The 24,195-nt window shown below is 38.8% G+C and carries 24 protein-coding genes; 10 read left to right on the plus strand and 14 right to left on the minus strand.

The genetic code is table 11. From position 1 onward, the window contains the following. Positions 1 to 8 precede the first annotated feature (8 nt). Positions 9 to 713 carry a pseudouridine synthase gene (locus ACB088_RS04265; protein WP_375038103.1) on the plus strand — a complete coding sequence of 235 codons (705 nt, stop codon included), beginning with the start codon at positions 9 to 11 and terminating at the stop codon, positions 711 to 713. On the opposite strand, the gene ACB088_RS04270 is transcribed toward ACB088_RS04265, so the two are convergent. From ACB088_RS04270 to ACB088_RS04280, 3 genes are all read right to left on the minus strand, one after another. Next, a complete protein-coding gene (locus ACB088_RS04270; protein WP_004643268.1) occupies positions 706 to 1,149 on the minus strand; it encodes a GNAT family N-acetyltransferase in 444 nt (147 codons plus the stop codon). The two genes, ACB088_RS04265 and ACB088_RS04270, sit on opposite strands and share 8 nt — an antisense overlap. Before the next feature lie 99 nt (positions 1,150 to 1,248). Continuing rightward, a complete protein-coding gene (locus ACB088_RS04275; protein WP_003652408.1) occupies positions 1,249 to 1,557 on the minus strand; it encodes a type II toxin-antitoxin system RelB/DinJ family antitoxin in 309 nt (102 codons plus the stop codon). A 111-nt stretch (positions 1,558 to 1,668) separates the two neighbouring features. After that, entirely contained in the window at positions 1,669 to 2,577 is a 909-nt protein-coding gene (locus tag ACB088_RS04280; RefSeq protein WP_375038104.1) for a pseudouridine synthase, read from the minus strand. A 120-nt stretch (positions 2,578 to 2,697) separates the two neighbouring features. Between ACB088_RS04280 and tsaE the strand changes: the two genes are divergently transcribed. From tsaE to ACB088_RS04305, 5 genes are all read left to right on the plus strand, one after another. Next, a complete protein-coding gene (gene tsaE, locus ACB088_RS04285; RefSeq protein WP_035362360.1) occupies positions 2,698 to 3,171 on the plus strand; it encodes a tRNA (adenosine(37)-N6)-threonylcarbamoyltransferase complex ATPase subunit type 1 TsaE in 474 nt (157 codons plus the stop codon). Then, complete coding sequence (gene mutL, locus ACB088_RS04290) at positions 3,164 to 5,113, plus strand: DNA mismatch repair endonuclease MutL (protein WP_092706818.1); 1,950 nt, start codon at positions 3,164 to 3,166, stop codon at positions 5,111 to 5,113. The genes tsaE and mutL overlap by 8 nt, the downstream gene beginning before the upstream one ends. Positions 5,114 to 5,119: 6 nt before the next feature. Further along, positions 5,120 to 6,064 carry a tRNA (adenosine(37)-N6)-dimethylallyltransferase MiaA gene (miaA, locus tag ACB088_RS04295; RefSeq protein WP_375038105.1) on the plus strand — a complete coding sequence of 315 codons (945 nt, stop codon included), beginning with the start codon at positions 5,120 to 5,122 and terminating at the stop codon, positions 6,062 to 6,064. A gap of 94 nt (positions 6,065 to 6,158) precedes the next feature. Further along, positions 6,159 to 6,683 carry an RNA chaperone Hfq gene (gene hfq, locus ACB088_RS04300; protein ID WP_199989827.1) on the plus strand — a complete coding sequence of 175 codons (525 nt, stop codon included), beginning with the start codon at positions 6,159 to 6,161 and terminating at the stop codon, positions 6,681 to 6,683. A 141-nt stretch (positions 6,684 to 6,824) separates the two neighbouring features. Beyond that, positions 6,825 to 7,685: an EamA family transporter gene (locus ACB088_RS04305; RefSeq protein WP_375038106.1), complete on the plus strand. Its 861-nt coding sequence runs from the start codon at positions 6,825 to 6,827 to the stop codon at positions 7,683 to 7,685. A gap of 35 nt (positions 7,686 to 7,720) precedes the next feature. Here the strand turns inward: ACB088_RS04305 and nfsB are convergent, their stop codons facing one another. Next, the gene (gene nfsB, locus ACB088_RS04310; protein ID WP_375038107.1) at positions 7,721 to 8,374 is read right to left on the minus strand and encodes an oxygen-insensitive NAD(P)H nitroreductase; all 654 of its coding nucleotides are present in this window, start codon (positions 8,372 to 8,374) and stop codon (positions 7,721 to 7,723) included. A gap of 139 nt (positions 8,375 to 8,513) precedes the next feature. On the opposite strand from nfsB, the gene ACB088_RS04315 reads away from it, so the two are divergent. Beyond that, positions 8,514 to 8,744 (plus strand): hypothetical protein, encoded by a 231-nt coding sequence (locus ACB088_RS04315; RefSeq protein WP_092706826.1) that lies wholly within the window; start codon positions 8,514 to 8,516, stop codon positions 8,742 to 8,744. A gap of 7 nt (positions 8,745 to 8,751) precedes the next feature. On the opposite strand, the gene ACB088_RS04320 is transcribed toward ACB088_RS04315, so the two are convergent. After that, complete coding sequence (locus ACB088_RS04320; protein WP_375038108.1) at positions 8,752 to 9,471, minus strand: UDP-2,3-diacylglucosamine diphosphatase; 720 nt, start codon at positions 9,469 to 9,471, stop codon at positions 8,752 to 8,754. Between the two features lie 15 nt (positions 9,472 to 9,486). Beyond that, positions 9,487 to 9,996: a peptidylprolyl isomerase gene (locus ACB088_RS04325; RefSeq protein ID WP_003652397.1), complete on the minus strand. Its 510-nt coding sequence runs from the start codon at positions 9,994 to 9,996 to the stop codon at positions 9,487 to 9,489. A 168-nt stretch (positions 9,997 to 10,164) separates the two neighbouring features. On the opposite strand from ACB088_RS04325, the gene ACB088_RS04330 reads away from it, so the two are divergent. Continuing rightward, complete coding sequence (locus ACB088_RS04330) at positions 10,165 to 11,892, plus strand: glutamine--tRNA ligase/YqeY domain fusion protein (protein WP_375038109.1); 1,728 nt, start codon at positions 10,165 to 10,167, stop codon at positions 11,890 to 11,892. A gap of 113 nt (positions 11,893 to 12,005) precedes the next feature. On the opposite strand, the gene ACB088_RS04335 is transcribed toward ACB088_RS04330, so the two are convergent. The 6 genes from ACB088_RS04335 to ACB088_RS04360 all read right to left on the minus strand — a co-directional run bounded on the left by ACB088_RS04335 (position 12,006) and on the right by ACB088_RS04360 (position 18,564). Continuing rightward, positions 12,006 to 12,119 carry a hypothetical protein gene (locus tag ACB088_RS04335; protein ID WP_080592263.1) on the minus strand — a complete coding sequence of 38 codons (114 nt, stop codon included), beginning with the start codon at positions 12,117 to 12,119 and terminating at the stop codon, positions 12,006 to 12,008. 158 nt (positions 12,120 to 12,277) lie between these two features. Then, positions 12,278 to 13,000: a glutamine amidotransferase gene (locus tag ACB088_RS04340; RefSeq protein ID WP_375038111.1), complete on the minus strand. Its 723-nt coding sequence runs from the start codon at positions 12,998 to 13,000 to the stop codon at positions 12,278 to 12,280. Positions 13,001 to 13,166: 166 nt separating this feature from the next. Further along, positions 13,167 to 13,982, minus strand: coding sequence for an ethanolamine ammonia-lyase subunit EutC (gene eutC / locus ACB088_RS04345; RefSeq protein ID WP_375038112.1), 816 nt, complete (start codon positions 13,980 to 13,982; stop codon positions 13,167 to 13,169). Positions 13,983 to 13,992: 10 nt separating this feature from the next. Beyond that, the gene (locus ACB088_RS04350) at positions 13,993 to 15,378 is read right to left on the minus strand and encodes an ethanolamine ammonia-lyase subunit EutB (protein WP_375038113.1); all 1,386 of its coding nucleotides are present in this window, start codon (positions 15,376 to 15,378) and stop codon (positions 13,993 to 13,995) included. A 16-nt stretch (positions 15,379 to 15,394) separates the two neighbouring features. Beyond that, on the minus strand, positions 15,395 to 16,831 hold the full coding sequence (gene eat, locus ACB088_RS04355) for an ethanolamine permease (protein ID WP_375038114.1): 1,437 nt from the start codon (positions 16,829 to 16,831) through the stop codon (positions 15,395 to 15,397). A 221-nt stretch (positions 16,832 to 17,052) separates the two neighbouring features. Beyond that, positions 17,053 to 18,564 carry an aldehyde dehydrogenase family protein gene (locus ACB088_RS04360; protein WP_375038115.1) on the minus strand — a complete coding sequence of 504 codons (1,512 nt, stop codon included), beginning with the start codon at positions 18,562 to 18,564 and terminating at the stop codon, positions 17,053 to 17,055. A gap of 142 nt (positions 18,565 to 18,706) precedes the next feature. Here ACB088_RS04360 and ACB088_RS04365 point away from each other — a divergent pair, with 142 nt between their 5' ends. Further along, entirely contained in the window at positions 18,707 to 19,897 is a 1,191-nt protein-coding gene (locus ACB088_RS04365; protein ID WP_309949161.1) for a transcriptional regulator, read from the plus strand. Here the strand turns inward: ACB088_RS04365 and ACB088_RS04370 are convergent. Both ACB088_RS04370 and ACB088_RS04375 read right to left on the minus strand, forming a co-directional pair. Then, positions 19,894 to 20,862, minus strand: coding sequence for an alpha/beta hydrolase (locus ACB088_RS04370; protein ID WP_375038116.1), 969 nt, complete (start codon positions 20,860 to 20,862; stop codon positions 19,894 to 19,896). The genes ACB088_RS04365 and ACB088_RS04370 overlap by 4 nt on opposite strands. Before the next feature lie 195 nt (positions 20,863 to 21,057). Beyond that, positions 21,058 to 22,230 (minus strand): iron-containing alcohol dehydrogenase, encoded by a 1,173-nt coding sequence (locus tag ACB088_RS04375; protein WP_375038117.1) that lies wholly within the window; start codon positions 22,228 to 22,230, stop codon positions 21,058 to 21,060. A 230-nt stretch (positions 22,231 to 22,460) separates the two neighbouring features. Here ACB088_RS04375 and ACB088_RS04380 point away from each other — a divergent pair, with 230 nt between their 5' ends. Further along, complete coding sequence (locus tag ACB088_RS04380) at positions 22,461 to 24,173, plus strand: AAA family ATPase (protein ID WP_375038118.1); 1,713 nt, start codon at positions 22,461 to 22,463, stop codon at positions 24,171 to 24,173. The last annotated feature ends 22 nt before the right edge of the window (positions 24,174 to 24,195 follow it).

The raw sequence follows: 24,195 nt of genomic DNA on the forward strand, positions 1-24,195 counted from the left end.
AAACCTCCATGCTGCTGGAAAAAATTTTACAATCACAAGGGTTTGGTTCACGTAAATATTGTCAGCAGTTAATAAAAAATGGTTCTGTAAGTGTTGATGGAGAAATTGCCGATGATCTTAAAAAGCAATTTTCTCCTGAAAATTTAGAATTTTCGCTTTTTGGAGAAACTTACCAGTATCGAGCACAAGTTTATATTGCATTAAAAAAACCAAAAGGTTTTGAATGTTCACATCAGCCTCAGCATCATCAAAGCGTTTTTAGTCTTTTACCTGAAATCCTGATTCATCGAGGCGTCCAAGCAATTGGGCGTTTAGATCAAGATACAACAGGCTTACTTTTATTGACTGATGATGGTAAATATCTTCAGGCTTTAACCCATCCTCGTAAACATGTTCCAAAGGTTTATCATGTTACGACTCTCGATCCAGTGACACCTGAGCAAATCGTAATGTTAAGCGAAGGTGTCAGCTTACATCAGGAAAAGGGCATTTTTGCTGCAACCAATGTAGCAATGTTGGAAACTCACCAATTAACGATGACCATTCATCAAGGTGTTTATCACCAAGTCAAAAGAATGATTGCTGCTGTAGGAAATAAAGTAGAAGCATTGCATCGCCATCAAGTAGGTCAATTGGTTTTACCTGAAATAGCAGATGGAGAATGGATTTATTTATCAGAGCAGCAAAAGCAGCTAGCACAAAATATTATTTAAGAAAGCAATGGAATGTCTGGAACTCACTATCCCGAATGAAGCCCATTTGTTCATATAGACGATGAGACTCATGGTTATTACTTTGAGTTTCTAGGCTAATGCGTAGGGCATTTTGTTGTTTTGCAAATAAAATGGCAGTATCGATTAACTGTTTGGCTGAGCCTTGGCGACGAAAAATTGGCGTAACATATACATCATCTAAAATATAATATGTTGAACAAGCAACTGAGGAAAAACCTAAATAGAGTAGAACGAATCCGGTGATTTTTTCATCTTTAATATGAATAAAAAAAACACTTTCTCTATTCTCAAAACGTTGTTTAAGAAAGTAAAGTGATTCATTAAAATTAGAAGAAGCCCCATAAAACTGGCGGTATTCATCAAACAAAACGGCGAGTTGGTCTAAATCTTCAAAAGTCGCTCGTCTAACGATCATTTGGTACTCCTTGTAACTTATCATTATATTTTTTACAAAGAGAGCATAACGAAAAAAAGAACTTTTTGACGTTAAAACTTGTTTATAAATGCAACAGTGTTAAGTTTTGTCGCTCTCGCCAAGAAGTGCATTTAGTTCTTCAAACAAATCTTCATGGTCATCATCTTCGGCTAAAGTCGATGGGTTTTGATTTAATGAAGATGCTTTTGCTTTTCTGAGTTTTAATAATTGTTCCATATTAATGCTCTGATTTTCGATAGCAAAAGGAATAGATTTAGTTAATACGACCTGTTTAAAAAAAAGTCGTACCGCTTGGGCAGGGGTAATTCCCAATTGTTTAAAAACAGCAAAAGCCTGTTTCTTTTCTTGGGAGTCCAGTCGAACCTGATAAACTTCTGTTTTTCGCATGAATAACAAAACCAAATGATTTTTAATTTTTAGGAATTTATTTTAAACCATCGCAATGTAATTTCAATGTTTTTCGGCATAAAAAACAATCTTTTTGTCATTACGCTTACATTACAACGTCAATTCAAACTGAGAATTGAAAAACATTTCCCCTTTTGTGAGTGGATCGACAAATGAAATGTGCTTAGCTAAAAGTTGTAATGGCTCTGAAAAATCATCATCTGCCTTATGTTGAACAGTCGGATAAAATGGATCATTTTTAATTGGAATATCTAGATAATTAAGATGTACACGAAGTTGATGCTGTTTACCTGTCGTCGGTGTTAAACGATATTTAGCCCAAATCTGGTTGTGTTCAATAAGCTCAATATAGGTCTGAGTGTTTGCTTTAGCATTTGCCATAACTTGCATGGTGTAAAAAGGAGTCCCTTTATCTAAATGCAAATGTAATGTTTGAGGAAGTTTTAATTCTTTTTTATAAGGAGCGATAGCGTGGTAAGTTTTATTGACTTGACGCTCTGCAAATAATTGTTGGTAAATACCTCGCGATTCAACCCGTTTGCAAAATAGAACAACTCCAGCAGTTTCACGGTCTAATCGATGTATCGGTGTTAAAAATTCATTGCCTGTCTGTTTTTTAAGTCGAACTAATAATGTTTCTTGCACATATTGTCCAGTTGGGCTAATTGTTAAAAAATGTGGTTTATCGACCACCAGTAAGTCATCATTTTCAAATAAAATCCCATGTTCAAATGGAACATGTGGTTCATAGGCAAGAAATCGATAATAAAAAATATGCGTATTGCTTAAATAAGGACTAGTTAAAGTTAATTTTTCCCCATTTGCCCCATAAATAAGGCCATCCTGAAATCGTTGCTGCCACTCTTGTGCTTTAATATGTTGAAAATGTTGGCATAGATACTCAAAAATAGTTTGAGCAGTTGCTTGTGCAGGAAGATAGACTTGGCTTGCGCTCACACCATCGATCATGGGCGGTAGAAATTCGTTTGGACTAGACATAAAAAAGTATCAATATGTAAGAGAATTGATATAAAAAAAGCCAACTTCTAGGGCTTGAGTAGGCTTTTAAGGCAGGGCAATGTTATCATATCGATTATTTTGAATCATGTTATGTGTGCTATGTCGTATTCATTGAAATTGGTCTTAAATCATGAAGAAGATACTGGGCGTCTAGCTCAAGCGTTGGCGCAACATGTTCAGTCAGGTGTGATTTATTTAATTGGAGACTTAGGTGCGGGTAAAACCACACTTACGCGCTATTTCCTACAAGCTTTAGGTCATAAAGGCTCTGTTAAAAGTCCAACCTATACGCTAGTTGAGCCGTATAAAATCAATGAGAAAGAAATTTTTCATTTTGACTTATATCGTTTGAATGACCCTTATGAACTTGAATTAATGGGAATCCGTGATTATTTAGATGTCGCAGATGCATTATTTTTATTTGAATGGCCATCAAAAGGTGGTGATGAAATTCCTCAGGCAGATATCATCATCGATATTCAAAAGTCAGAGGATGAGCTGAGTCGTTTTGTAACTTTAACTCTACCCACAGAACATTTATATCAGACTTTGCAGGAACAGCTTCATGACTGATGAAAAGCTAACACAACGTCGTATTCATACTTTAGACGCAGCGTTAGCCAACCAGATTGCTGCTGGTGAGGTGATTGAACGTCCTTCATCTGTTGTTAAAGAATTATTAGAAAACTCGATCGATGCGGGTGCAACTGAACTGATTGTGCGGATCGCTCAAGGTGGTTCGACGCTAATAGAAATTATTGATAATGGGCATGGTATTCATTCTGAGGATTTAGCATTAGCCGTAATGCGCCATGCAACAAGTAAAATTAAAACGGCAGAAGATTTACACGCGATTGTAAGTTTGGGATTTCGCGGGGAGGCACTTGCTTCGATTGCCGCAGTTTCAAGATTGACATTGACCAGTAGCCAAGATGACAGTGGTATTGGTCATCAGGTTGAAGTCAATGGTACAGCCTTTGATCATCAAGAGGTACAAGCTGTTGCTGCTCAAAAGGGAACCCACATACGTGTTCAGGACTTATTTTTTAATGTACCGGCCCGCCGTAAATTTTTAAAGAAACCAACGACTGAATTTGGTCATATTGAAGAGATTGTTCGTCGTCTGGCTTTAACGCATTTTGATATACGTTTTGTGCTTGAACATAATGATAATATTAGAATTAATTTACCTATAGCAGATAGCGGAGAGCTCCGTTTTCAGCGCGTACAGCAATTATTAGGTTCGCAATTTGTACAAAATGCATATTGGATGGATGCCGAAAGTATTAGCATGCGTTTATCGGGGTGGCTTGGTCATCCTTCAGATGCACGTGCGCAGGCTGATATGCAATATGTCTATGTAAATGGTCGTATCGTCAAAGACAAAACGATTTCACATGCGCTACGTATGGCATATGACGGTATTTTACATGGCCATCAGCATTCATCTTATTTACTTTTCTTAGAAGTTGATCCTGAAAATATCGATGTGAATGTTCATCCGACCAAGCATGAAATCCGTTTTTTGAATCAAAGAGAAGTGCATGAGTTTGTAAGACATTATGCAAAAGAAACTTTGTCGCAATTTCAGACAGCGAGCGCTGATTTAGCTCAAGCGATGAAAGTGGATGAAACCTCAAATTACTCTATGCAGCCTCAACCTAAATATCAGGAACAATTTACGCTGCATCGGGCAAATGAAGCTTTAAATCCAGACAATGAAGCGCGAACTCAGAATGCACCAACAGAGCTATTAACTGATTTTAATGCTAGTCGACCACAAACTGTTCATTATGCAGATCAAACCCCAAGATATAATGGCTCTCCTCAGTTAAATAATGCGTTAAAGACATACCTAGCGCCACTGCGTGATCAACCTGCTAATTTTTCAGTAAATGAAGATATTGAGCCAGTAACTAAAGTCGATGAATTTCCGTTAGGCATCGCAATTGCTCAACTTCATGGAATTTATGTTTTAGCGCAAAACACTGAAGGGCTGATTATTGTTGATATGCATGCAGCGCATGAGCGTATTTTATTACAGCAAATGAAAAATGCTTGGGATAAACCAGAGTTCTGGACATCTCAGCAGTTGCTTATACCTAAAGTCATTTCTATTAGCCGTATGCAGGCAGTTCGTGTGGAAGAGTTGAAACCTCAACTTGAGCGTTTAGGGCTTGAAATTGATTTATATGGGGATGAGCAGATTATTGTTCGGGGAGTACCAGCCATATTACAAAAAGCTGACTTTGAAAATCTTATTCCTGAACTTTTAAATGATTTAGATCCAAATGATGAAGCACAAGGATTACTTCAAAAAAGAGATGAGTTATTAGCTGGAATGGCATGTCATGGAGCAGTACGTGCACATCGACAACTCAGTCTTTCGGAAATGAATGCTTTACTTCGCCAAATGGAACAAACTGAATTTGCGAGCCAATGTAACCATGGAAGGCCAACTTGGCGTGCATTTCCATTATCTCAATTAGATAAATTATTTGCTCGAGGAGAGTAGTTTTACATGTCAAATCAATTGCCCGTCATCAATTTAATGGGACCAACTGCAAGCGGTAAAACCGCTTTGGCATGTGAATTATACGAGCGTGGAAATTTTGAGCTGATTTCTGTTGATTCTGCTCTCGTTTATAAAGATATGGATATCGGTACTGCTAAACCAACTCGTGAAGAGCAAGCGCTATATCCTCATCATTTAATTGATCTGATTACTCCTCTTGAAGTTTATTCAGCTGCTCAATTTGTTGAAGATGCGTCTAAGTTGATTGATGACATGCATTCACGCGGGAAAACTCCTATTTTAGTAGGAGGCACAATGTTGTACTTTAAGTCATTATTAGAAGGTCTATCGAGTAATTTGCCGAGTGCAGATCCCCAAGTTCGGGCAGCAATTGAAGAAAAAGGTTTAAATGAAGGGTGGCAGGCTGTTTATGATGAATTAGTTTCCGTAGATCCTGCCGCGGCTGTAAAATTTAATGTGACTGATAAGCAAAGGATTATTCGAGCACTAGAGGTTTATAAGCTTACGGGTGAGCCAATTACTAAACTGCAGGCAGAACAACCCAAAAACGTACCATATCGATACATATTTCATAATTATGCTTTACTTCCAGATCGGGTAGAATTACATCAACGCATTGAGCAAAGATTGAGCAAAATGTGGGATATCGGTTTTTTGAGTGAAGTTGAAGCTCTAATTGAAAAATACGATTTAGATGAAAATTTACCCTCAATGCGTTCGGTGGGTTATCGACAAGCACTAGAATTTCTATTAAAAAGTGATATAAGTCTCAAAAGTAAACGTGAAATGGAGGATAAAGCTTTATTTGCAACACGACAACTTGCCAAACGTCAATATACGTGGTTACGTTCTTTGCAAGAAATACACGATTTTAAAACTTACTTGACGATAAAGCAGGCGAAAGAAGACTTGCGAAACTCTTATGGATAAAGCAAAATTTGCACACTGTCTTTTTATAATTTTTAGTTGAAAAATAAAGATAGTTTTTTTGCGCTGATTTAAAATTTTTTTTTTGGAGTTAAAAATGTCTAAAGGTCAAACTTTACAAGATCCGTTCTTAAATTCTCTCCGTAAAGAACGTATCCCTGTTTCTATTTTCCTTGTGAACGGTATTAAATTACAGGGTCATATTGAATCATTTGACCAATATGTTGTTTTATTAAAAAATACAGTAAGTCAAATGGTTTACAAACACGCGATTTCAACTGTTGTTCCAGCTCGTAACCCACGCCCTGCAGGCGCGCAAGGTACAGGCTTCCCAGCACAAGGTGGCACACAAGGCGGCTTTGGTGGTGGTCAACCTACTGGTGGCTTCGGTGGCGCTCAAGGCGGCTTCGGTGGTGCTCAAGGTGGCTTCGGTGGCGCTCAAGGTGGCTTCGGTGGTCAAGGCGGCTTCGGTGGCGGTCAAGGTGGCGGCTTCGGCGGTCAAGGTGGCTTCGGTGGTCAAGGTGGTGGTTTCGGTGGTCAAGGCGGCTTCGGTGGTCATCAAGGTGGTTTTGACAACGATACTAAATTTGAAGATGGTCAAGAAGACGAAAATAATCGTTAATTGATATCTAAAAAAGAAACCAGTCAGATAATGACTGGTTTTTTTATGTTTATTTAAAAGTTAATTCAAAATATTAAACTCATCAAAGGTCATAATGTGACTATGGTGACTCATATATTTAAATAAATAGAGTTTTAATCGATGATATTAATATTGGCTGCTGCTTTAAGTAGTGTTTTGGTGTCTATCCTATTAAAAAACTTAAAGAAAAAAGGGTATCAGCCATTACAGATGATTACATGGAACTATGCGAGCGCGAGTCTTCTTTGCTTTTGGTGGTTTCAGCCTGATATTCAACACATTTCAATATCAAAGACCCCTTGGTGGCTAATTGTTGCATTAGGATTGATTTTGCCCAGTATTTTTCTGTGTTTAGCCAAGTCATTAGAATATGCAGGAATTGTTAAGACTGAGGTTGCACAGCGTCTTTCCGTCGTACTTTCTTTACTTGCAGCTTATTTCTTTTTTCATGAACAATTTAATGTATTAAAACTATGGGGAATAGGTTTAGGAATTTTTGCTGTTTTACTTGTCCTCTTTGGACAAATGGGTGCTTCTTCAAATCATCAATCTCGAAAAGCAATTTTTGCTCTATTAAGTGTTTGGTGTGGATATGCCGCAGTAGATATTCTCTTAAAATATACGAGTAGTTTAGGTCTTCAATTTACACTGACTTTGAATCTTATTTTTATTACAGCTTTTATATTATCAATTTCATATTTATTGGTGCAGAAAACCCAAAAATGGCAGTTTAAAAGTGCTATAGCTGGGTTGATATTAGGTGTACTTAATTTTTCGAATATTGCTTTATATGTGAAAGCTCATATTCTTTTAAAGGATTCACCTGCAATTGTTTTTGCAAGTATGAATATTCTTGTGGTGCTATTAGGCATTGCAAGTGGCGTTATTTTATATAAAGAAAAATTAAAATGGCCTACCACTTTAGGTATTTTATTTGGGATAAGTGGCGTGATTTGTTTAGCTAGGGCAATGGCTTTATAGTTCAAGAGAGTTGAATCTCTTGAACTATTCTAATTTTATAAATAGGTAAAAATAACTTCATCTGGTAGGCGTGATTTAGGTAGTTTGGCATTAAAATCGTTTTCACTGCGATAACCTAGAGAAACAATGACTGAACTACGTAGGCATTTTTCAGTTAAACCTAACTCATTATTTAAAATGTCTTCATCAAAGCCGCCCATTGGGGTTGCATCAATTCCTTCTAAACCCGCAGCAAAAAGTAGTTGCCCCAGAGCAATGAATGTTTGATTTTCCATCCATCCAAATAAATTTTTCTGCTCATTTCGATAGAACTCAACATAGCCATGGCGAGTATCTTTTTGGCCTAATTTAGCTTTTTCATCTTTAAAACGGCCACTTAAATCATCTTGTTCAAGTAATTGATTTAAGTATTCAGATGAAATGTCTGTTTTTGTGCAGAATACAAGTGTGTGTGATGACTCAAGCACTTTGGGACCATTGTAAGCATATTTACCTGTTAAGGCTTTCGCTATTCTTTCTTTAGCTGCAAGGTTATCTGCAATGAAAAAGTGCCAAGGTTGTATATTCACTGAAGAAGGTGAAAAACGTAAAATTTCTAATAATTTATTAATTTTTTCTTGAGGGATTTTCTTTTCAGAATCGTACGCTTTTGTTGTATAGCGGCTTTTAACAGAATTCAATAGGTCCATAGGTCTACTCCATATCAATCTTATGGCAATTGAGAGAATTTAATCTTTGTCATCATACGCTATTTTATTCAAAAACATTTCCTATGTAATTTGATAAAGAAATATAATACTTATATAAAGTTTTAGTAATCTATTGAAAATGATTGATTTAATGCCAACTGATGCAAAGAGTAAGTTGCGAGAAAGTAGAAATGTTAAAGCCTTTATAATTTTTGCATTTGTACTGTGTCTTTTAATTTTATACATTGAGTATCAAAAGTATGGACATATAAATTGGAGATTTGTATTTATTACTGGGGTATGTGTGATTTGGGATTTTGATTTAAATAAAAAAATTAAAGAATTGAAATTTCAAATAAAAAGTGACTAATTTCTAGCTAATAATTCCAGACAACCAATTCGAGCTGTCGCATATTTGAAGATGGATCAATTTCTAAAATATAAGCCTGATCCTCACGCCAATCGCCAAGAACAATTCGTTGTTTATCTTGCACTTGATGAATTGAAGGGCGGTGAGTATGCCCATGAATCAGTGTATCTACATTTGCTAAAGCAGACAGAACTGCTTGTTCATTTACATCCATGATTTCATAGCTTTTTTGCTGTTTATCCGCGGAGCTTCTCTTGCGGAAGCCATTAACCAGCTTAGTGCGAAAACTGAGTGGAGTTCGACGTAAAAGAGCGACTAAGAGCGGATTTCGAATAATCTTTTTAAATCTTTGATAAGAAACGTCATCTGTACATAATGCATCGCCGTGTTCTAGACGATATTGATGTCCTGCAATATTGAGGGAATAAATGTCAGGGAGTAAAACGCCATTAAATTTATTGAGGAAAACTTGATTAAGAGCAAAATCACGGTTACCGACTTGAAAGTAAACTCGATTTCCTTTTTGGGTAAAGTCTTTTAGGGCCTCAACAATTTCATCAAGCCATGGTGCTGAATAGTCATCTCCAATCCAGGCATTAAACCAGTCACCTAAAATGTAGAGCTGAGTATTTTTATCTTGGTAATGCACCAATAAGTCTAAAAACCCTCGAACGAGTCGAGGGTGTTCAGGTGACAAATGTAAATCTGAGATAAACAGATAAGTCACAGCTTTATCCTAAAATTATTCAGAAATAATTTTAGCAGATTCGATTACGACATTTTCTAAAGGAACGTCAGCGTGATAACCACGGTTGCCAGTGCGAACACCTTTGATCGCTTCAACAATGTCTAAACCTTCAACAACTTTACCAAATACAGCATAACCCCAACCTTGAGCAGTTTTAGAGGTATGGTTCAAGAAAGAGTTATTTTTCACGTTGATAAAGAATTGAGCAGACGCTGAGTGAGGAGCTTGAGTACGCGCCATTGCAATCGTACCTTCGTCGTTGCTTAAACCGTTATCAGCTTCATTTTCAATTGAGTCACGTGTTGCTTTTTCTTTGAAGTTTTCATCCATACCGCCACCTTGGATCATGAAACCATCAATGACGCGGTGGAAAATAACGCCGTCATAAAAACCGTCACGTACATATTCTAAAAAGTTTGCTACTGTTTTAGGTGCTTTTTCAGCATTCAGTTCAAGAACAATACGACCTTTATTGGTGTTTAATTCGACTTGAGGAAAACTCATTACATTAATCTCCTAAACATGGGCTTATGACCATGGGTTTTTGGTTGAGAGAAGCATAAGCAAACTGTAAACTACAAGGCAAGTAAAAAACGTTAAAATCTTTGTTAAAAATGAAGATAGCGTTTAAATTTTTCGAAATTTTATCTACAAAGAAGTGATTGATACACTATGAAGCCTAATGATGTTGTCTCGAGCCTGCCAAATAACCCGACACCGAATACTCATGCCTCTGTCGATTCTGCGCAGCAAGAACAACAGGCTGGCTTAGATTTTGTTCGCCAAGTCATTACTGAAGACTTGGCTGCTGGACGTGCAAATCAGATCGTAACGCGTTTTCCACCAGAACCAAATGGTTATTTGCATATTGGTCATGTAAAAGCGATTTGCCTAAACTTTGGTGTGGCTGAAGAGTTTGATGGTTTATGTAATTTACGTTTTGACGATACAAACCCTGATGCTGAAGAACAAGAGTACGTTGACGGTATTGCGAATGATGTGAAATGGCTTGGTTTTAACTGGAATGGTGAGCCACGCTATGCATCAAGTTATTTTGATCAATTATATGCATGGGCTGTTCAATTAATTGAGCAAGGCGATGCTTATGTTGATTTACAGTCTCCAGAAGAAATTAAGTTAAACCGCGGTAGTTTTGTTGAGCCGGGTAAAAATTCACCATATCGTGATGCATCTGTTGAAGAAAACCTTGCTCGCTTTGAAAAAATGCGCAGTGGTGAATTTAAAGAGGGTGAAGCTGTTTTACGTGCCAAAATTGATATGGCAAGCCCAAATGTACACATGCGTGACCCAATTTTATATCGCGTATTGCATTCAGAGCATCACCAAACAGGTGATAAGTGGAAAATCTATCCAATGTATGACTATGCTCATCCATTGTCTGATGCTATTGAGGGGATTACTCATTCGCTTTGTACATTAGAGTTCCAAGATCACCGTCCGTTTTATGACTGGATTGTAGAAAAGGTAAAATCTAAAGCAGTTCCACATCAGTACGAATCTTCACGTTTAAACGTGGACTACACCATTACATCAAAACGTAAATTACGTAAGTTGGTGGAAGGTGGTCATGTGAATGGTTGGGATGACCCGCGTATGCCAACAGTAGTGGGTATGCGCCGTCGAGGTTTTACTCCAGAAGGTTTACGTGATTTCTGTAAACGTGTAGGTGTGTCAAAAACTGATGGTATTGTAGATGTTGCAATGCTTGAGTTCTGTATTCGTCAATCTTTGGAAAATACAGCTGCGCGTGGTATGGCTGTTTTAAGTCCACTTAAAGTAACTTTGACCAATTTACCAGAAGATATGGATCTTACGCATGCTCGCCATCCTAACGTTGATATGGGCGATCGTGTAATTCCTTTAACTAAGGAAATCTATATTGACCGTAAAGACTTTGAGGAAGTACCGCCAAAAGGCTTTAAACGTTTAATTCCTAACGGCGAAGTACGTTTACGTCATGCTTACGTGATTAAATGTGATGAAGTCATTAAGGATGCAAATGGTGAAGTGGTTGAGCTGAAATGTTCAATTGATCCTGAAACTTTAGGTAAAAATCCTGAAGGTCGTAAAGTGAAAGGCGTGATTCACTGGGTATCTGCAACCAAAGGTATTCCTGCTGAAGTACGTATTTACGATCGTTTGTTCACAGAAGCAGACCCTGAAACAGGTGATGATTTCTTGGCAAACCTAAATCCGGATTCGATGAAAGTATTAGAAGCTGTAATTGAACCTGCTTTAGCACAAGCGAGTCCAGAAGATCGTTTCCAGTTTGAACGTGAAGGTTATTTCGTTGCAGATCAGCACGATCATTCACCTGAAAAACCAGTGTTTAACCGTATTCTCGATTTGAAAGATAGCTTTAAGCCTGAGAAAAAGTAACACGAGTAACAGGTTTCGAGTAAATAGCAGATATAAAAAAGCCCAACTGAGTTGGGCTTTTTTATATCTATTTTCTTACATATATTATTCTTTATTGCGCTTTGGCAAATAAGCTAAGCTGGATTAACCACATAAAAATAAAGAACAATGATTATAAGAAGAATAAATGCTAGCGATAAATAAGTATTCACCGTGTTAAAGCTTTTAATAAATTTCAGGATTTCCATAGTAAATCAGCGTTTATTTTATGTTACAAAATGAATAAATTAATAATACACGGAAATTAATTATAAAGGTTCCCAAAGATAGATTAATAATCTACCTTTGGGTGAAAAGTAAGCATTTGGCTTTATGGATATAATTTAATTAATTGTATTTTTATAATTTAACCGCTATATCCAATACGTTTGAGAAATTTTTGAATAATTTCAAATGCAGCATGTTCGAGCGCTTGAGCGTATTGCAAATTATCTTCGCGAAGTTTTGGAATTGAAATATTTGCATGGCGAAGTTCACATGTATGACCAATTAACCACTTTTCAAAATGCTCTTCAGTGGTTTCAATGTGGAACTGCAAGGCAAGAATATTATTTCCGACTTCAAATGCCTGATTGGTATAAATATCAGAGCTTGCTAAGAGCACTGCATTTTCAGGAAGGTCGAAAGTATCGCCGTGCCAATGTAGAACATGCACATTATTAAGCAAACCAGATAAAACCTGATTAGCGCGTAGGCTTAGGCTCAATGGGCCCCAGCCAATTTCTTTTTGATGTCCTGCATATACTTTTGCGCCAAGTGCATGAGCAATAAGCTGTGCGCCTAGGCAAATGCCCAGAGTAGGTTTATCAGCTGCTAAACGTTGTTTGAGTAAAGCAATTTCATCTTTTAAGAATGGATAATCGTCAGTTTCATAAACTCCGATTGGACCACCTAAAATAATGGTTAAACCTTCATGTGAAAAAGCCGGGGTTAAATCATCAACACCCGCCTCAAAATAACGGACGCGAAATCCGAGTTGATAAAAGACATCTTCTAATGAACCTAAGTCTTCGAAAGCAAGATGCTGAATGGCATAAATAGTTTTAGGGAAGGCGTTTGTTGTGTTCATACAAATGATTCATAGAAGATCAATACGTGGAGTATAGCGGTAAATATAAAGAAGAGAATATCTGTATAAATCGCCAATACCCGGAAATTGATATTTTTCGTTAAAATGATGTTGTTATGCAAAGGATTATCTATTTATGAATAAATCCCTAAACATATTCTACTGTTTAAAATAATAGCTTTTGAGTTTCCTCAAGGCCTATGTTTGAAAGTTGATGTTCATCTTTTAAATTAACGCCTGAAAATCCGAGTTGTTTTGAATTTTTCATTAATGCGATTAAACGTTGTACTGCAACTGGAATACTTAAGCCTGCTGGGCGAACATTGGAAATACAATTGCGTTTCGCATCGAGGCAGCCTGAATATGCATTCCATGTATAGTAAATGCCCATACTGTCCGGAGAGCTTAATCCCGGACGTTCTCCAATAAGCATCACAAGCATGGATGCTTTAAAGATTTCAGCAACTTCATCACCTAAAGCAACTCGGCTACCTGTCGCAAGTGCAATTGGTGCAAGACACCAGTTTTCTTGCTGAACTTGCTCACTCAGCGCTGCAATAAATGCCACAGCGTTCGCTTCAATTGCTCTTGCAGAGAGTCCGTCACCTACCACAATACAAACATCGTATGGCTTCGGATTTTCTGCATATTCCTTAATTAAGATATCTTTTGATTGATCTGAAAGCTGACGTCCTAAATCTGGGCGTTTGAGATAAATTTCTTTATTGGATGTATTACTTTGTACATGAATGCTTGGAAGTTGCTGTTGCTGTAATTGCTCAGATAAATATGAAACATCCATATCTTGATAAACAGCATCTTTAGCTTGTGCATGAGACAACTGGAACTCAAGTAAGGCTTGTGTTGGGATACTGCAACCTGCACGACCCAAAGCAATACGGGCATCGGTAAACTGTTTGAGTTTTTCCCACTGATCTTGATGGGTAGAGGAGGGATATTGAATATCACGACTGAGTTTCATAGTGTTCTCCCTAGTTCATGAGCAGGCGAGAGAATTGGTCGGGCATGTGATCTGCCCAACAAATTTGAGAGTTTTGTTGTTTAAAAATACCTTGCTGTTCAAGCCAAGCAGAAAACTCAGGAGCAGGTTTTAAACCTAAAAGCTGTCTTAAATATAGGGCATCATGGAACGAAGTCGTTTGATAATTGAGCATGACATCATCTGAACCCGGAATACCCATAATAAAGTTGATGCCCGCCGCCCCAAATAGGGTAAGGAGAACATCCATGTCGTTTTGGTCGGCATCAGCATGGTTGGTGTAACAAATGTCGCAGCCCATTGGCACACCAAGTAACTTGCCACAAAAATGGTCTTCTAGACCTGCGCGTATAATTTGTTTGCCGTTAAAAAGGTACTCTGGGCCAATAAAGCCGACGACTGTATTTACTAACAGCGGATTGTATTTACGGGCTACGGCATAGGCACGGGTTTCTAATGTTTGTTGGTCAACGCCGTGATGTGCATTGCTTGATAAGGCGCTGCCTTGACCAGTTTCAAAGTACATAACATTTTGCCCAATGGTCCCGCGTTTGAGTGCGAGTGTGGTTTCATATCCTTCTTGCAGTAAATCAAGTGAAATTCCAAAACCTTCGTTAGCCAGTTGTGTGCCAGCAATCGATTGAAACATCAAATCAATCGGCACATTTTTTTCAGCGAGTTGAATACCTGAGCTGATATGCGTAAGTACACAAGATTGCGTCGGAATTTGATATTCCTGAATCACATGGTCAAGCAATTTCAGTAGCTCTGACAAATTATGTAAATTATCTGTCGCAGGGTTAATGCCAATCACGGCATCACCATTGCCATACATCAAGCCATCTAAAATACTGGCAGAAATACCAAGTACATCGTCGGTAGGGTGATTGGGTTGCAAACGGGTAGAAAGATGGCCTTTTAGACCGATGGTGTTGCGAAACTGGGTAACGACTTCACACTTGCTCGCGACATAAATCAAATCTTGATTGCGCATAATTTTGCTGACAGCAGCCACCATTTCTGGAGTTAAACCTGATGCTAATGCTTTTAAGCTTTGTGCAGTTGCTTCTTCTCCAAGTAACCAATTTCGAAAATCGCCTACTGTAAAGTGTGAAATAGGGGCAAAAGCTGCTAGATCATGTTCATCAATAATTAGTCGTGTAATTTCATCGGTTTCGTAATCGACCACTACTTCATTTAAAAAAGTTTTAAGTGGTACATCGGCCAGTGTCATTTGTGCAGCAACATGTTCAGTTGCATCTCTGGCAGCTACACCTGCTAATTCATCGCCAGAACGTAACGGCGTTGCTTTTGCCATTAAAGTTTTTAGGTCAGCAAAGTGATATTGCTGATTGGCGACAATATTGCGATAACTCATGGTTGCATCCTTTTATTTATAGCTCTTGTTCAGCAGCTTTAATATTTGCAAACTCTTCTTCTGGTGTTCCCTTGATTAAATGATAGCGACTGTAGAACAAAAAGTAAGCAATAAATGCAGCATAAATAGCAGCAGCAATAAACCAGACTTTAGGGTTAACCACAAAACCTGCAACTACCGCAGCCACTGCTAAAACTAATGCAATGCTTGAGGTTACAATGCCACCTGGTGTTTTATAGGGACGGGGCATGTCGGGTTTAGATAGGCGTAATTTGATGTGGGATAAAAGAATCAACACATAAGAAATGGTTGCACCAAAAACGGCAATTAAAATCAGTGAATCGCCTTCTTTAGTAAGTGAAAGCAAGAAACCGATAATGCCCGGAATAATAATCGCTAGGTAAGGTGCTTTATTTTTGTTAGTTAAAGAGAGTGAGGTTGGTAAATAGCCAGCACGTGACAATGCAAAGATTTGACGCGAATAGGCATAGATAATTGAAAAGAAACTCGCGATTAAACCTGCTAAACCGACAAAGTTTACAAAGGTCGCAAGCCAAGTGTTGGTGCCATAAACTTTAACTAGAGCATCTACGAGGGGAGCACCAGAATTTTGTAAAGTACTTGCACCCGCTGCGCCTGCACCCAAGAATAAAATGAGGATAGCAAAGGCAGTTAAAATTAGCATTGAACCAATCAAACCACGCGGTAATGATTTTGCAGGATCTTTTGCTTCTTCTGCTGCTAAAGGAACACCTTCAACTGCAAGGAAAAACCAGATTGCAAATGGAACTGCTGCCCATATACCTAAGTAACCATGAGGTAGAAAACGACTTGCACCAGTTGCTGTGCCGACGGGAATATCTAACAGGTTTTGTGTATTAAAATGTGGAACCATTGCCACAATAAACACAACAAGAGCAACTGCTGCGATAAGCGTAATTGCAAACATAATTTTTAAGGCTTCGCCAGCACCTTTCAAATGTATGCCCATAAAAATCGCATAGCAGGCGAGGTAAATCATCCAGCCATTAATGCCAAATAAAGATTCGCAATAACCGCCAATAAATACAGCAATAGCAGCAGGGGCAATCGCGTATTCAATTAAAATAGCTGTACCTGTTAAATAGCCACCAAAAGGACCAAAGGCAGCACGCGCAAAACTATAACCACCACCTGCTGTCGGCATCATGGTGGACATTTCTGACATAGAAAGACATAGGCACAGGTACATGATTGCAGCGAGGGCAGTGGCAATAAACATACCACCCCAGCCACCTTGGGCTATGCCGAAGTTCCAGCCAGCAAAATCACCAGATATCACATAAGCTACACCTAAACCAATCAGGAGTAACCAACCCACAGTACCTTGTTTAAGTTGACGCTGAGCAAAATATTCTGCTGATGAAACTTCTGCGCTTGAAGCAATAACGGAAGCTGTTTCTGGTTGATTCATACAATACTCCTGCGAGTGGGTTTGTATGAATCAATGCAAAAGCAATGCCTAAATGAAGCACTTTAGATAATAGATGGCGCTTTTTTATTCCAAATGATAAAAACTTGAGAACTAACAGTACTAAATAAAGAAGCCAGTAATCTAAATTACTGGCTTCTTACATAATTAATGATCTTACTTCTTTCTAGTGTTGATAGTCTGGTATCAACTTGGTGCAGAACTTAGAAGAAGCCCATAGGTTTAGTTGAATAACTCACCAATAAGTTTTTAGTTTGTTGATAATGATCTAGCATCATCTTGTGGTTTTCACGGCCAATACCTGATTTTTTGTAGCCACCAAATGCAGCATGAGCAGGGTAGATGTTATAGCAATTTGTCCAGACACGACCCGCTTCAATAGCGCGACCAGCACGATAAGAAATGTGTGCTGAACGTGACCAAACACCTGCACCTAAACCATACATGGTGTCATTGGCAATTTTAATTGCATCGTCAAAGTCTTTGAACGTTGTCACAGCAAGTACAGGTCCAAAAATCTCTTCTTGGAAAACTTGCATGCCGTTGTGACCTTTAAAAATAGTCGGATCAACATAGTAACCATCGCCTACTTCTTTACGACCACTACCGCCAAGTAAGAGTTCTGCACCTTCTTCACGACCCGTGTTAATACAACGTAAAATTTTCTCTTGCTGTTGTAGAGATGCTTGAGCACCAATCATAGTTTCAGTATCAAGTGGATGACCAGTTTTAATACGTTTTACACGTTCGACAGCCATTTCCAAGAACTGATCAGCAATACTATCTTGTACTAAAGCACGAGAAGGGCAAGTACATACTTCACCTTGGTTTAAGGCAAACATGGCAAAACCTTCAAGTGTTTTTTCTAAGAAGTCATCCTCTTTATCCATGATATCTTCAAAGAAAAGGTTTGGTGACTTGCCGCCAAGTTCTAATGTCACTGGAATAATATTTTCGGTCGCATATTGCATAACCATTTGTCCAGTTTGTGTTGAACCTGTGAAAGCAATTTTGGCAATACGTGGGTTTGTCGCTAACGGACGACCGACTTCTGAACCGAAACCATTAACAATATTAAGTACACCCGGCGGTAAGATATCTTGGATGAGTTCAGCAACTAGTAAAATACCTACTGGTGTTTGCTCTGCTGGTTTAATCACAACGCAGTTACCAGCCGCTAAAGCAGGAGCAAGTTTCCATGCTGCCATTAAAATTGGGAAGTTCCATGGAATGATTTGGCCAACCACACCTAATGGCTCATGGAAATGGTAGGCAATTGTATCTTCATCAATTTCAGAGATGCCGCCTTCTTGAGCACGAATACAACCTGCGAAATAACGGAAATGGTCAATCGCAAGCGGAAGATCAGCTGCTAAAGTTTCACGAACCGCTTTACCGTTATCCCAAGTTTCTGCGACAGCAAGCATTTCAAGATTTGCTTCTAAACGATCAGCAATTTTTAAAAGTATATTTGAGCGTACCGTTGGCGAGGCTTTATTCCATGTTGCTTTCGCTTTATGTGCTGCATCTAGAGCAAGTTCGATATCTTCGGCACTAGAGCGTGGAATACGTGTGAAAGCTTTTCCATCAACAGGAGATACATTATCAAAATATGCACCCTTTATAGGTGCTACCCATTCACCGCCAATAAAATTTTCATATTGTGATTTAAATTGAACTTTTGAGCCTGATTGATTTGGATCGATATAGCGCATATAAATATTCCTTTGCTTTTTAGGACTAAAGACTAACAAGAACCCTGTCAGTAGGTACTTTCGTACTTTGTATAATTAGGATATAAAGAAGAAGGTTGGAGAAAGGTTGGAATAGAAATGTGGATATATAAGGAATTTACAAATGTTCACAAAAAAGGATTTATTGCAGCAACGGACGTTGATTGATCAACTGCGTACGCAAAATAGTCTCTCTCCTCAAAATGCGGCCAAACTGGGTCAAAGTATTGCAAGTTCATGGGAACGGTCAGCCTCTGCTGCGATTCCTAAAGAGCGTTTTGCGGCTCCATTAGTCGAGAAAAAATCTGCTTCACAAAATGCTTTAGATATGGCTTTAAGTCAGTGTGCCGACGACTTACGTCATATCGCTCAACAATCCTCAATGGTAATTGCTGTTGGTGACATTGGTAGTACGATCATTTGGACGGCAACAAGTGCTCAAATGCAAAGTGCAGCTGAGCGTGTTCACTTTGTGCAGGGTGGGCAATGGCGTGAAGAATTTGTTGGCACCAATGCATTGGCTTTGTCTTTAAAAACTCAGCAATCAAGTTGTGTTTTTTCTAATGAACATTATATGGAATCGATTCATGATTGGGTGTGTTATGCCGCGCCAATTATCGATCCATATTCAAAACAAACTCTAGGTGTCGTTGATTTATCAACCACATGGAAGAATCATAATAGTTTAGGGATATTGGCTGCTGAACGTTGTGCATCCATTATTCAATCTGCTTTGCTAGAGCAGCAGCGCCAGCAATTACATATTCGTGCATTTTCGACGCCACAAGTTAAATTTAATGGCAAAAGTTTGTTATTAACACCGCGTCAAATTGAAATTTTGACGATATTGGCCTTATGTCCACATGGCTTAACTTTAGAGCATCTTTATCAGGCGCTCTATGGCGAACGTAAAGTCAGCATGGGCACACTTAAAGCTGAAATGTCTCAACTTCGAGATATTTTGGGTGGTTTACTTGGGTCTCGGCCATATCGTTTGCTTGTACATGTTGAAGCCGATTTTTTACAAGCTGAACAAGCACTGGATGCGGGATATGCGGCTTCTGCTTTGCAGCTTTACACAGGTGTTTTTCTGGCAAAAACTGAAAGCCCGTTTTTATGTGCATGGCGTGACTGCCTTGAATCGCGCTTGAGCGATGCAATTTTTAAAACGCAAGAAACAGATTTATTACTTAAGCATTTAGCTCATTTCCCTGAAGCAATTGATGCGGTAGAACGTCTTATGGAGTTAGTACCTAGCGAACATCCCGCGCATCAATTGCTGATGAAATACCTTGACTCACCCAAGCTCAGTTAAGTGATTTTTTGATCCAGCCACTGGAACAATTGTTGATAGACTTGTTCTCGTACTGGCTGGGCTGAAAGTACTAAATCGTGCAATCCATTGTGAATAGAGACAACAGAGACATCTCCTTTGATTTTTTTACCGTGTTTTTCAATGTCTTTAACATCTAAAATCACATCACTTTGAGTCGCATCTACTCCCCATTTTTTAGGGTTTTTGGTTTGGTGGGAGTGCATAATCAGTGCAGGGATATCGAGTTTAACCCCGTGATGAATCTCTTTTTGTGCCGTATGAATCGCATGTACAAAGCTGAGTTGAACAGTAGGGGCAGAAGTTGGTTTCCAGTCCAGATTAAAGTCCCATTCACCTTTAAGTTCTTTGTGAAGACTCGCGGTGTACCATTTGTTCAGTTGGCTTGGGAATTTAACTTTAGGTAGATATTTTCCTACTCGACTGAGCATTGGAATACCAAATTTCTTTTCGACCAAGCTTAAATTAAAGTCGTAAAATGGACTATTTGCCCACAGCGCTTTAATAAGAGGATGGTTTGGGTTATGGGCAGCATAAAGTGTTGCTGTCAAACCGCCAGTCGAATGCCCTGCAAGCAAGACTTGGGTGTGTTGTTCTTTAGCAATGATATCTAATGCTTGAGTAATTTCGGCATCGTATTCACTTAAATCAAGCACATTATAGAAGATTTGATGGGGTAGCTTGGAACGACCGTATTTTCTTAAATCCAACGCATAGAAGTCGTAACCATGCGCGTTGAATTGTTCAGCCATTTCAGTTTGAAAGAAATAATCTAAAAAACCATGAATATAAAGCACAGCTTTTTGAGTAGATTGAGCGGCCTTTTTACGAACCAGTGTTGCTACCACTTTACCTTCGTAATCATCGGGAAAGTTGAGTGTGAGCTGTTCGTAGCCAGTACCTAAAATATCTGGAACATAATTTTGAGTAGCTGAAGATGTATTCATTTTTATCGAGCTATTGTAATTAAGACATGCTGAGTATCCTTCAATGAAATGGGCGAATTGTCAATCAGGTTTAGAGGTTGGATTGGAATAGAGGTTTAAAAAAAGGGAATACCGCTGGAGCTAAGTATTCCCCAAAAAGTAAGTCAACGGTCGGAGGGGTTTGACTTACTAGAGGGATGTGCCATTACATCAAGATTAAAGTGCTGCTTTGAAAATCTCCACAACTTGTGCATGATTTGCTTTACGTGGATTGGTCAGCATACATGCATCTTTTTGAGCATTATCGGCCATAACCGCAAGGTCTTCAGTTTTTACGCCTAGTTCTGTTAATCCAGATGGAATACCAATGGATGAAGACAGTTTGCGAATGGCATCAATTGCAGCATATGCAGCTTCCATCACCGTCAGTCCATGAGTTTTTACACCCATTAACTCTGCGATTTTTGCGTAGCGATCTGGGCAGGCAATTAAGTTAAATTCGCACACGTGTGGTAACAAGATTGCATTACATACGCCGTGAGGTAGGTTATAGAAACCGCCCAATTGATGCGCCATCGCATGTACATAACCTAAAGATGCATTGTTAAACGCCATACCAGCCAAGTACTGTGCATAGCTCATTGCATCACGAGCTTCGATGTTTTCGCCATTTGCTACAGCAGGTTGTAACCATTGGCTAATCATGGTGATGGCTTTTTCTGCACAAGCATCGGTAATTGGGTTTGCCGCTGTAGAAACATAGGCTTCAACAGCATGGGTTAAAGCATCCATACCTGTTGCCGCTGTTAAACCAGCAGGTTTCGCAATCATGAGCTTTGGGTCATCAATTGCAATGAGTGGGGTACAACGCCAGTCAACAATTGCCATTTTTACGTGAGTGTCTGTATTGGTAATAATACAGAAACGGGTCATTTCAGATGCAGTACCAGCGGTTGTGTTGACTGCAATCAGCGGAGTCATCGGTACCTTACTTTTATCGATACCTTCGTAATCACGAATATGACCACCACCCGCAGTGACTAGGCCAATCCCTTTTGCACAGTCATGAGATGAACCACCACCTAGCGAGACAATAAAGTCACAGCCATTTTCGTTATAGGCATTTACGCCATTATGAACATTGACGTCAGTTGGGTTTGGTTCAGCGCCCGGGAAAATATGGCTAGCAACGCCTGCTTCAGTTAAATAGTTTGCGATAAGATCTGCGACACCAAATTTAAATAAGCCTTCATCGGTCACAATTAATGCTTTTTTTGCGCCGAGGTTTTGCGCCTTAGTACCAATTTCTTTGGCACATCCTGGTCCAAAGAGTGATACACAGGGAATATAAAAACCGTTTGTTTGATCTGCAATATTTTTAAAAGCCATGGAGTGATTCCTTCTTCCATAAATCCATTGTTTGTTATTACAGGTGAGCCTCACCATGGGCTTAGTATTGTGATGTGAAGATTATTTTCCTACCTACCAAAAACCTACCAAATATTATTTTACTGTTAGTTATTGATTTACATTGATTTTACAGAAATTCTGGCTCATTCATTTAATTTTTTCGGGAAAGTCGTTAAGCTATGGGCTGTTGAAGATGTACTTATGAGATTATGAAACAGGAAACTGCGCTTAAACTGCTTAAAGCAGGTGAAAATGTCTTTTTAACCGGTTCGGCTGGTGCAGGGAAAACCTATACACTCAATCAGTACATCCAATACCTAAAAGCACGTAAAGTACCTGTGGCGATTACGGCATCTACAGGTATTGCTGCAACGCATATGAATGGCATGACGATTCATACATGGGCAGGCATCGGGATTAAAGATCAGTTAACTGACGATGACCTAAAACGTATGAAAGAGCGTAAATATCTCAAGGAACACCTTGAAAATGCGCAAGTTCTCGTCATCGATGAAATTTCGATGTTACATGCAAAACAGCTTAATCTGGTGAATCAGGTTTTAAAATATTTTAAAGAGAGCGACGAGGCATTTGGTGGCATCCAAGTCATTGTTGCCGGAGATTTCTTTCAGTTGCCACCAGTTGGACGTAATAGTGAAGCCAACCGTGACAAGTTCTGTTTTATGTCTGATGCATGGGTCGAAGCTAAATTTCGCGTATGTTATTTAACAGAACAACACCGCCAAGATGATGAAATCCTTAACCAGATTTTAAATGCCATTCGTGCGCAAAATATTCAAGCAGACCATATACACGCGTTACGTCAATCACGCTCGCATGATATTGGTGAGACCTTTACTCGTCTCTATACGCACAATATGGATGTCGACAATATCAATTATCAGCACTTAAATGAAATTGATAATGAAGGACATCAATTTAATGCAGTTTTAGATGGTAATGAAAAACTGATAGAAACTTTAAAATCTTCGGTTCGTGCACCAGAAGAGCTCACCTTAAAGAAACATGCAAAAGTCATGTTTGTAAAAAACAACTTTGATATGGGATATATCAACGGGAGTTTAGGTGAAGTGATTGGTTTTGAAGAAGATGATGAAAATGGTTTGCTACCAAAGGTGAAATTGACCGATGGCACGACATTGCTGGTCGCGCCTGAAACTTGGTCAGTTGAAAATGATGCAGGTAAAGTGATTGCCAGTTTCCAGCAAATTCCACTCCGTTTGGCATGGGCGATTACCATTCATAAAAGCCAAGGGATGACTTTAGAAGCTGCTGAAATTAACCTCACGAATACCTTCGAAAAAGGTCAGGGCTATGTGGCATTGTCGCGTTTGAAATCTTTAACGGGTTTAAAGTTATTAGGGATTAACGAGCAAGCTCTAGAGCTAGATAGCTTGGCTGTAAAAGCCGATCGTCGTTTCCAAGAGTTGTCTAAAGAAGCAGAAGACAACTTTGCAGATGTAGATTTAACTGCTCAGCACAAAGCATTTATTCGTCATTGTGGCGGAACTTTAAATGAAACCGAGATTTCTCGTAATGAGAAAAAAATCGCAAAAGGTGGAAAGCAAAATTACGCTACGGCAACTCTAGACGAAACACGTGCGTTGTTTGAAGAAGGCTATGAGATTGAAGACATCGCGCATGAACGTGGCCTAACACCAGCAACTATTATTAATCATTTGGCGCGACTTCATAAAGAACAAAAACTGGATATTTCGGTTGCCCATCCTGGTGAAGAGGTGGTGGAAGAAATCCGAAAAATTTATAAGAAACTGAAAAAGCGCCAAAATCCAGATCATTTTTCTGATGATGGTTCGATCAAACTAAGACCAATCGTTGAAGCAACCAGTCCTCGAATGGGATATGATCAGGTTCGATTAGCTTTATTATTTATTGAGTAAAGTTTAATTAGCTTAATTACTT

The sequence above is a fragment of the Acinetobacter sp. RW6 genome (genome assembly GCF_041956835.1).
Taxonomy (GTDB): Bacteria; Pseudomonadota; Gammaproteobacteria; order Pseudomonadales; family Moraxellaceae; genus Acinetobacter; species Acinetobacter calcoaceticus.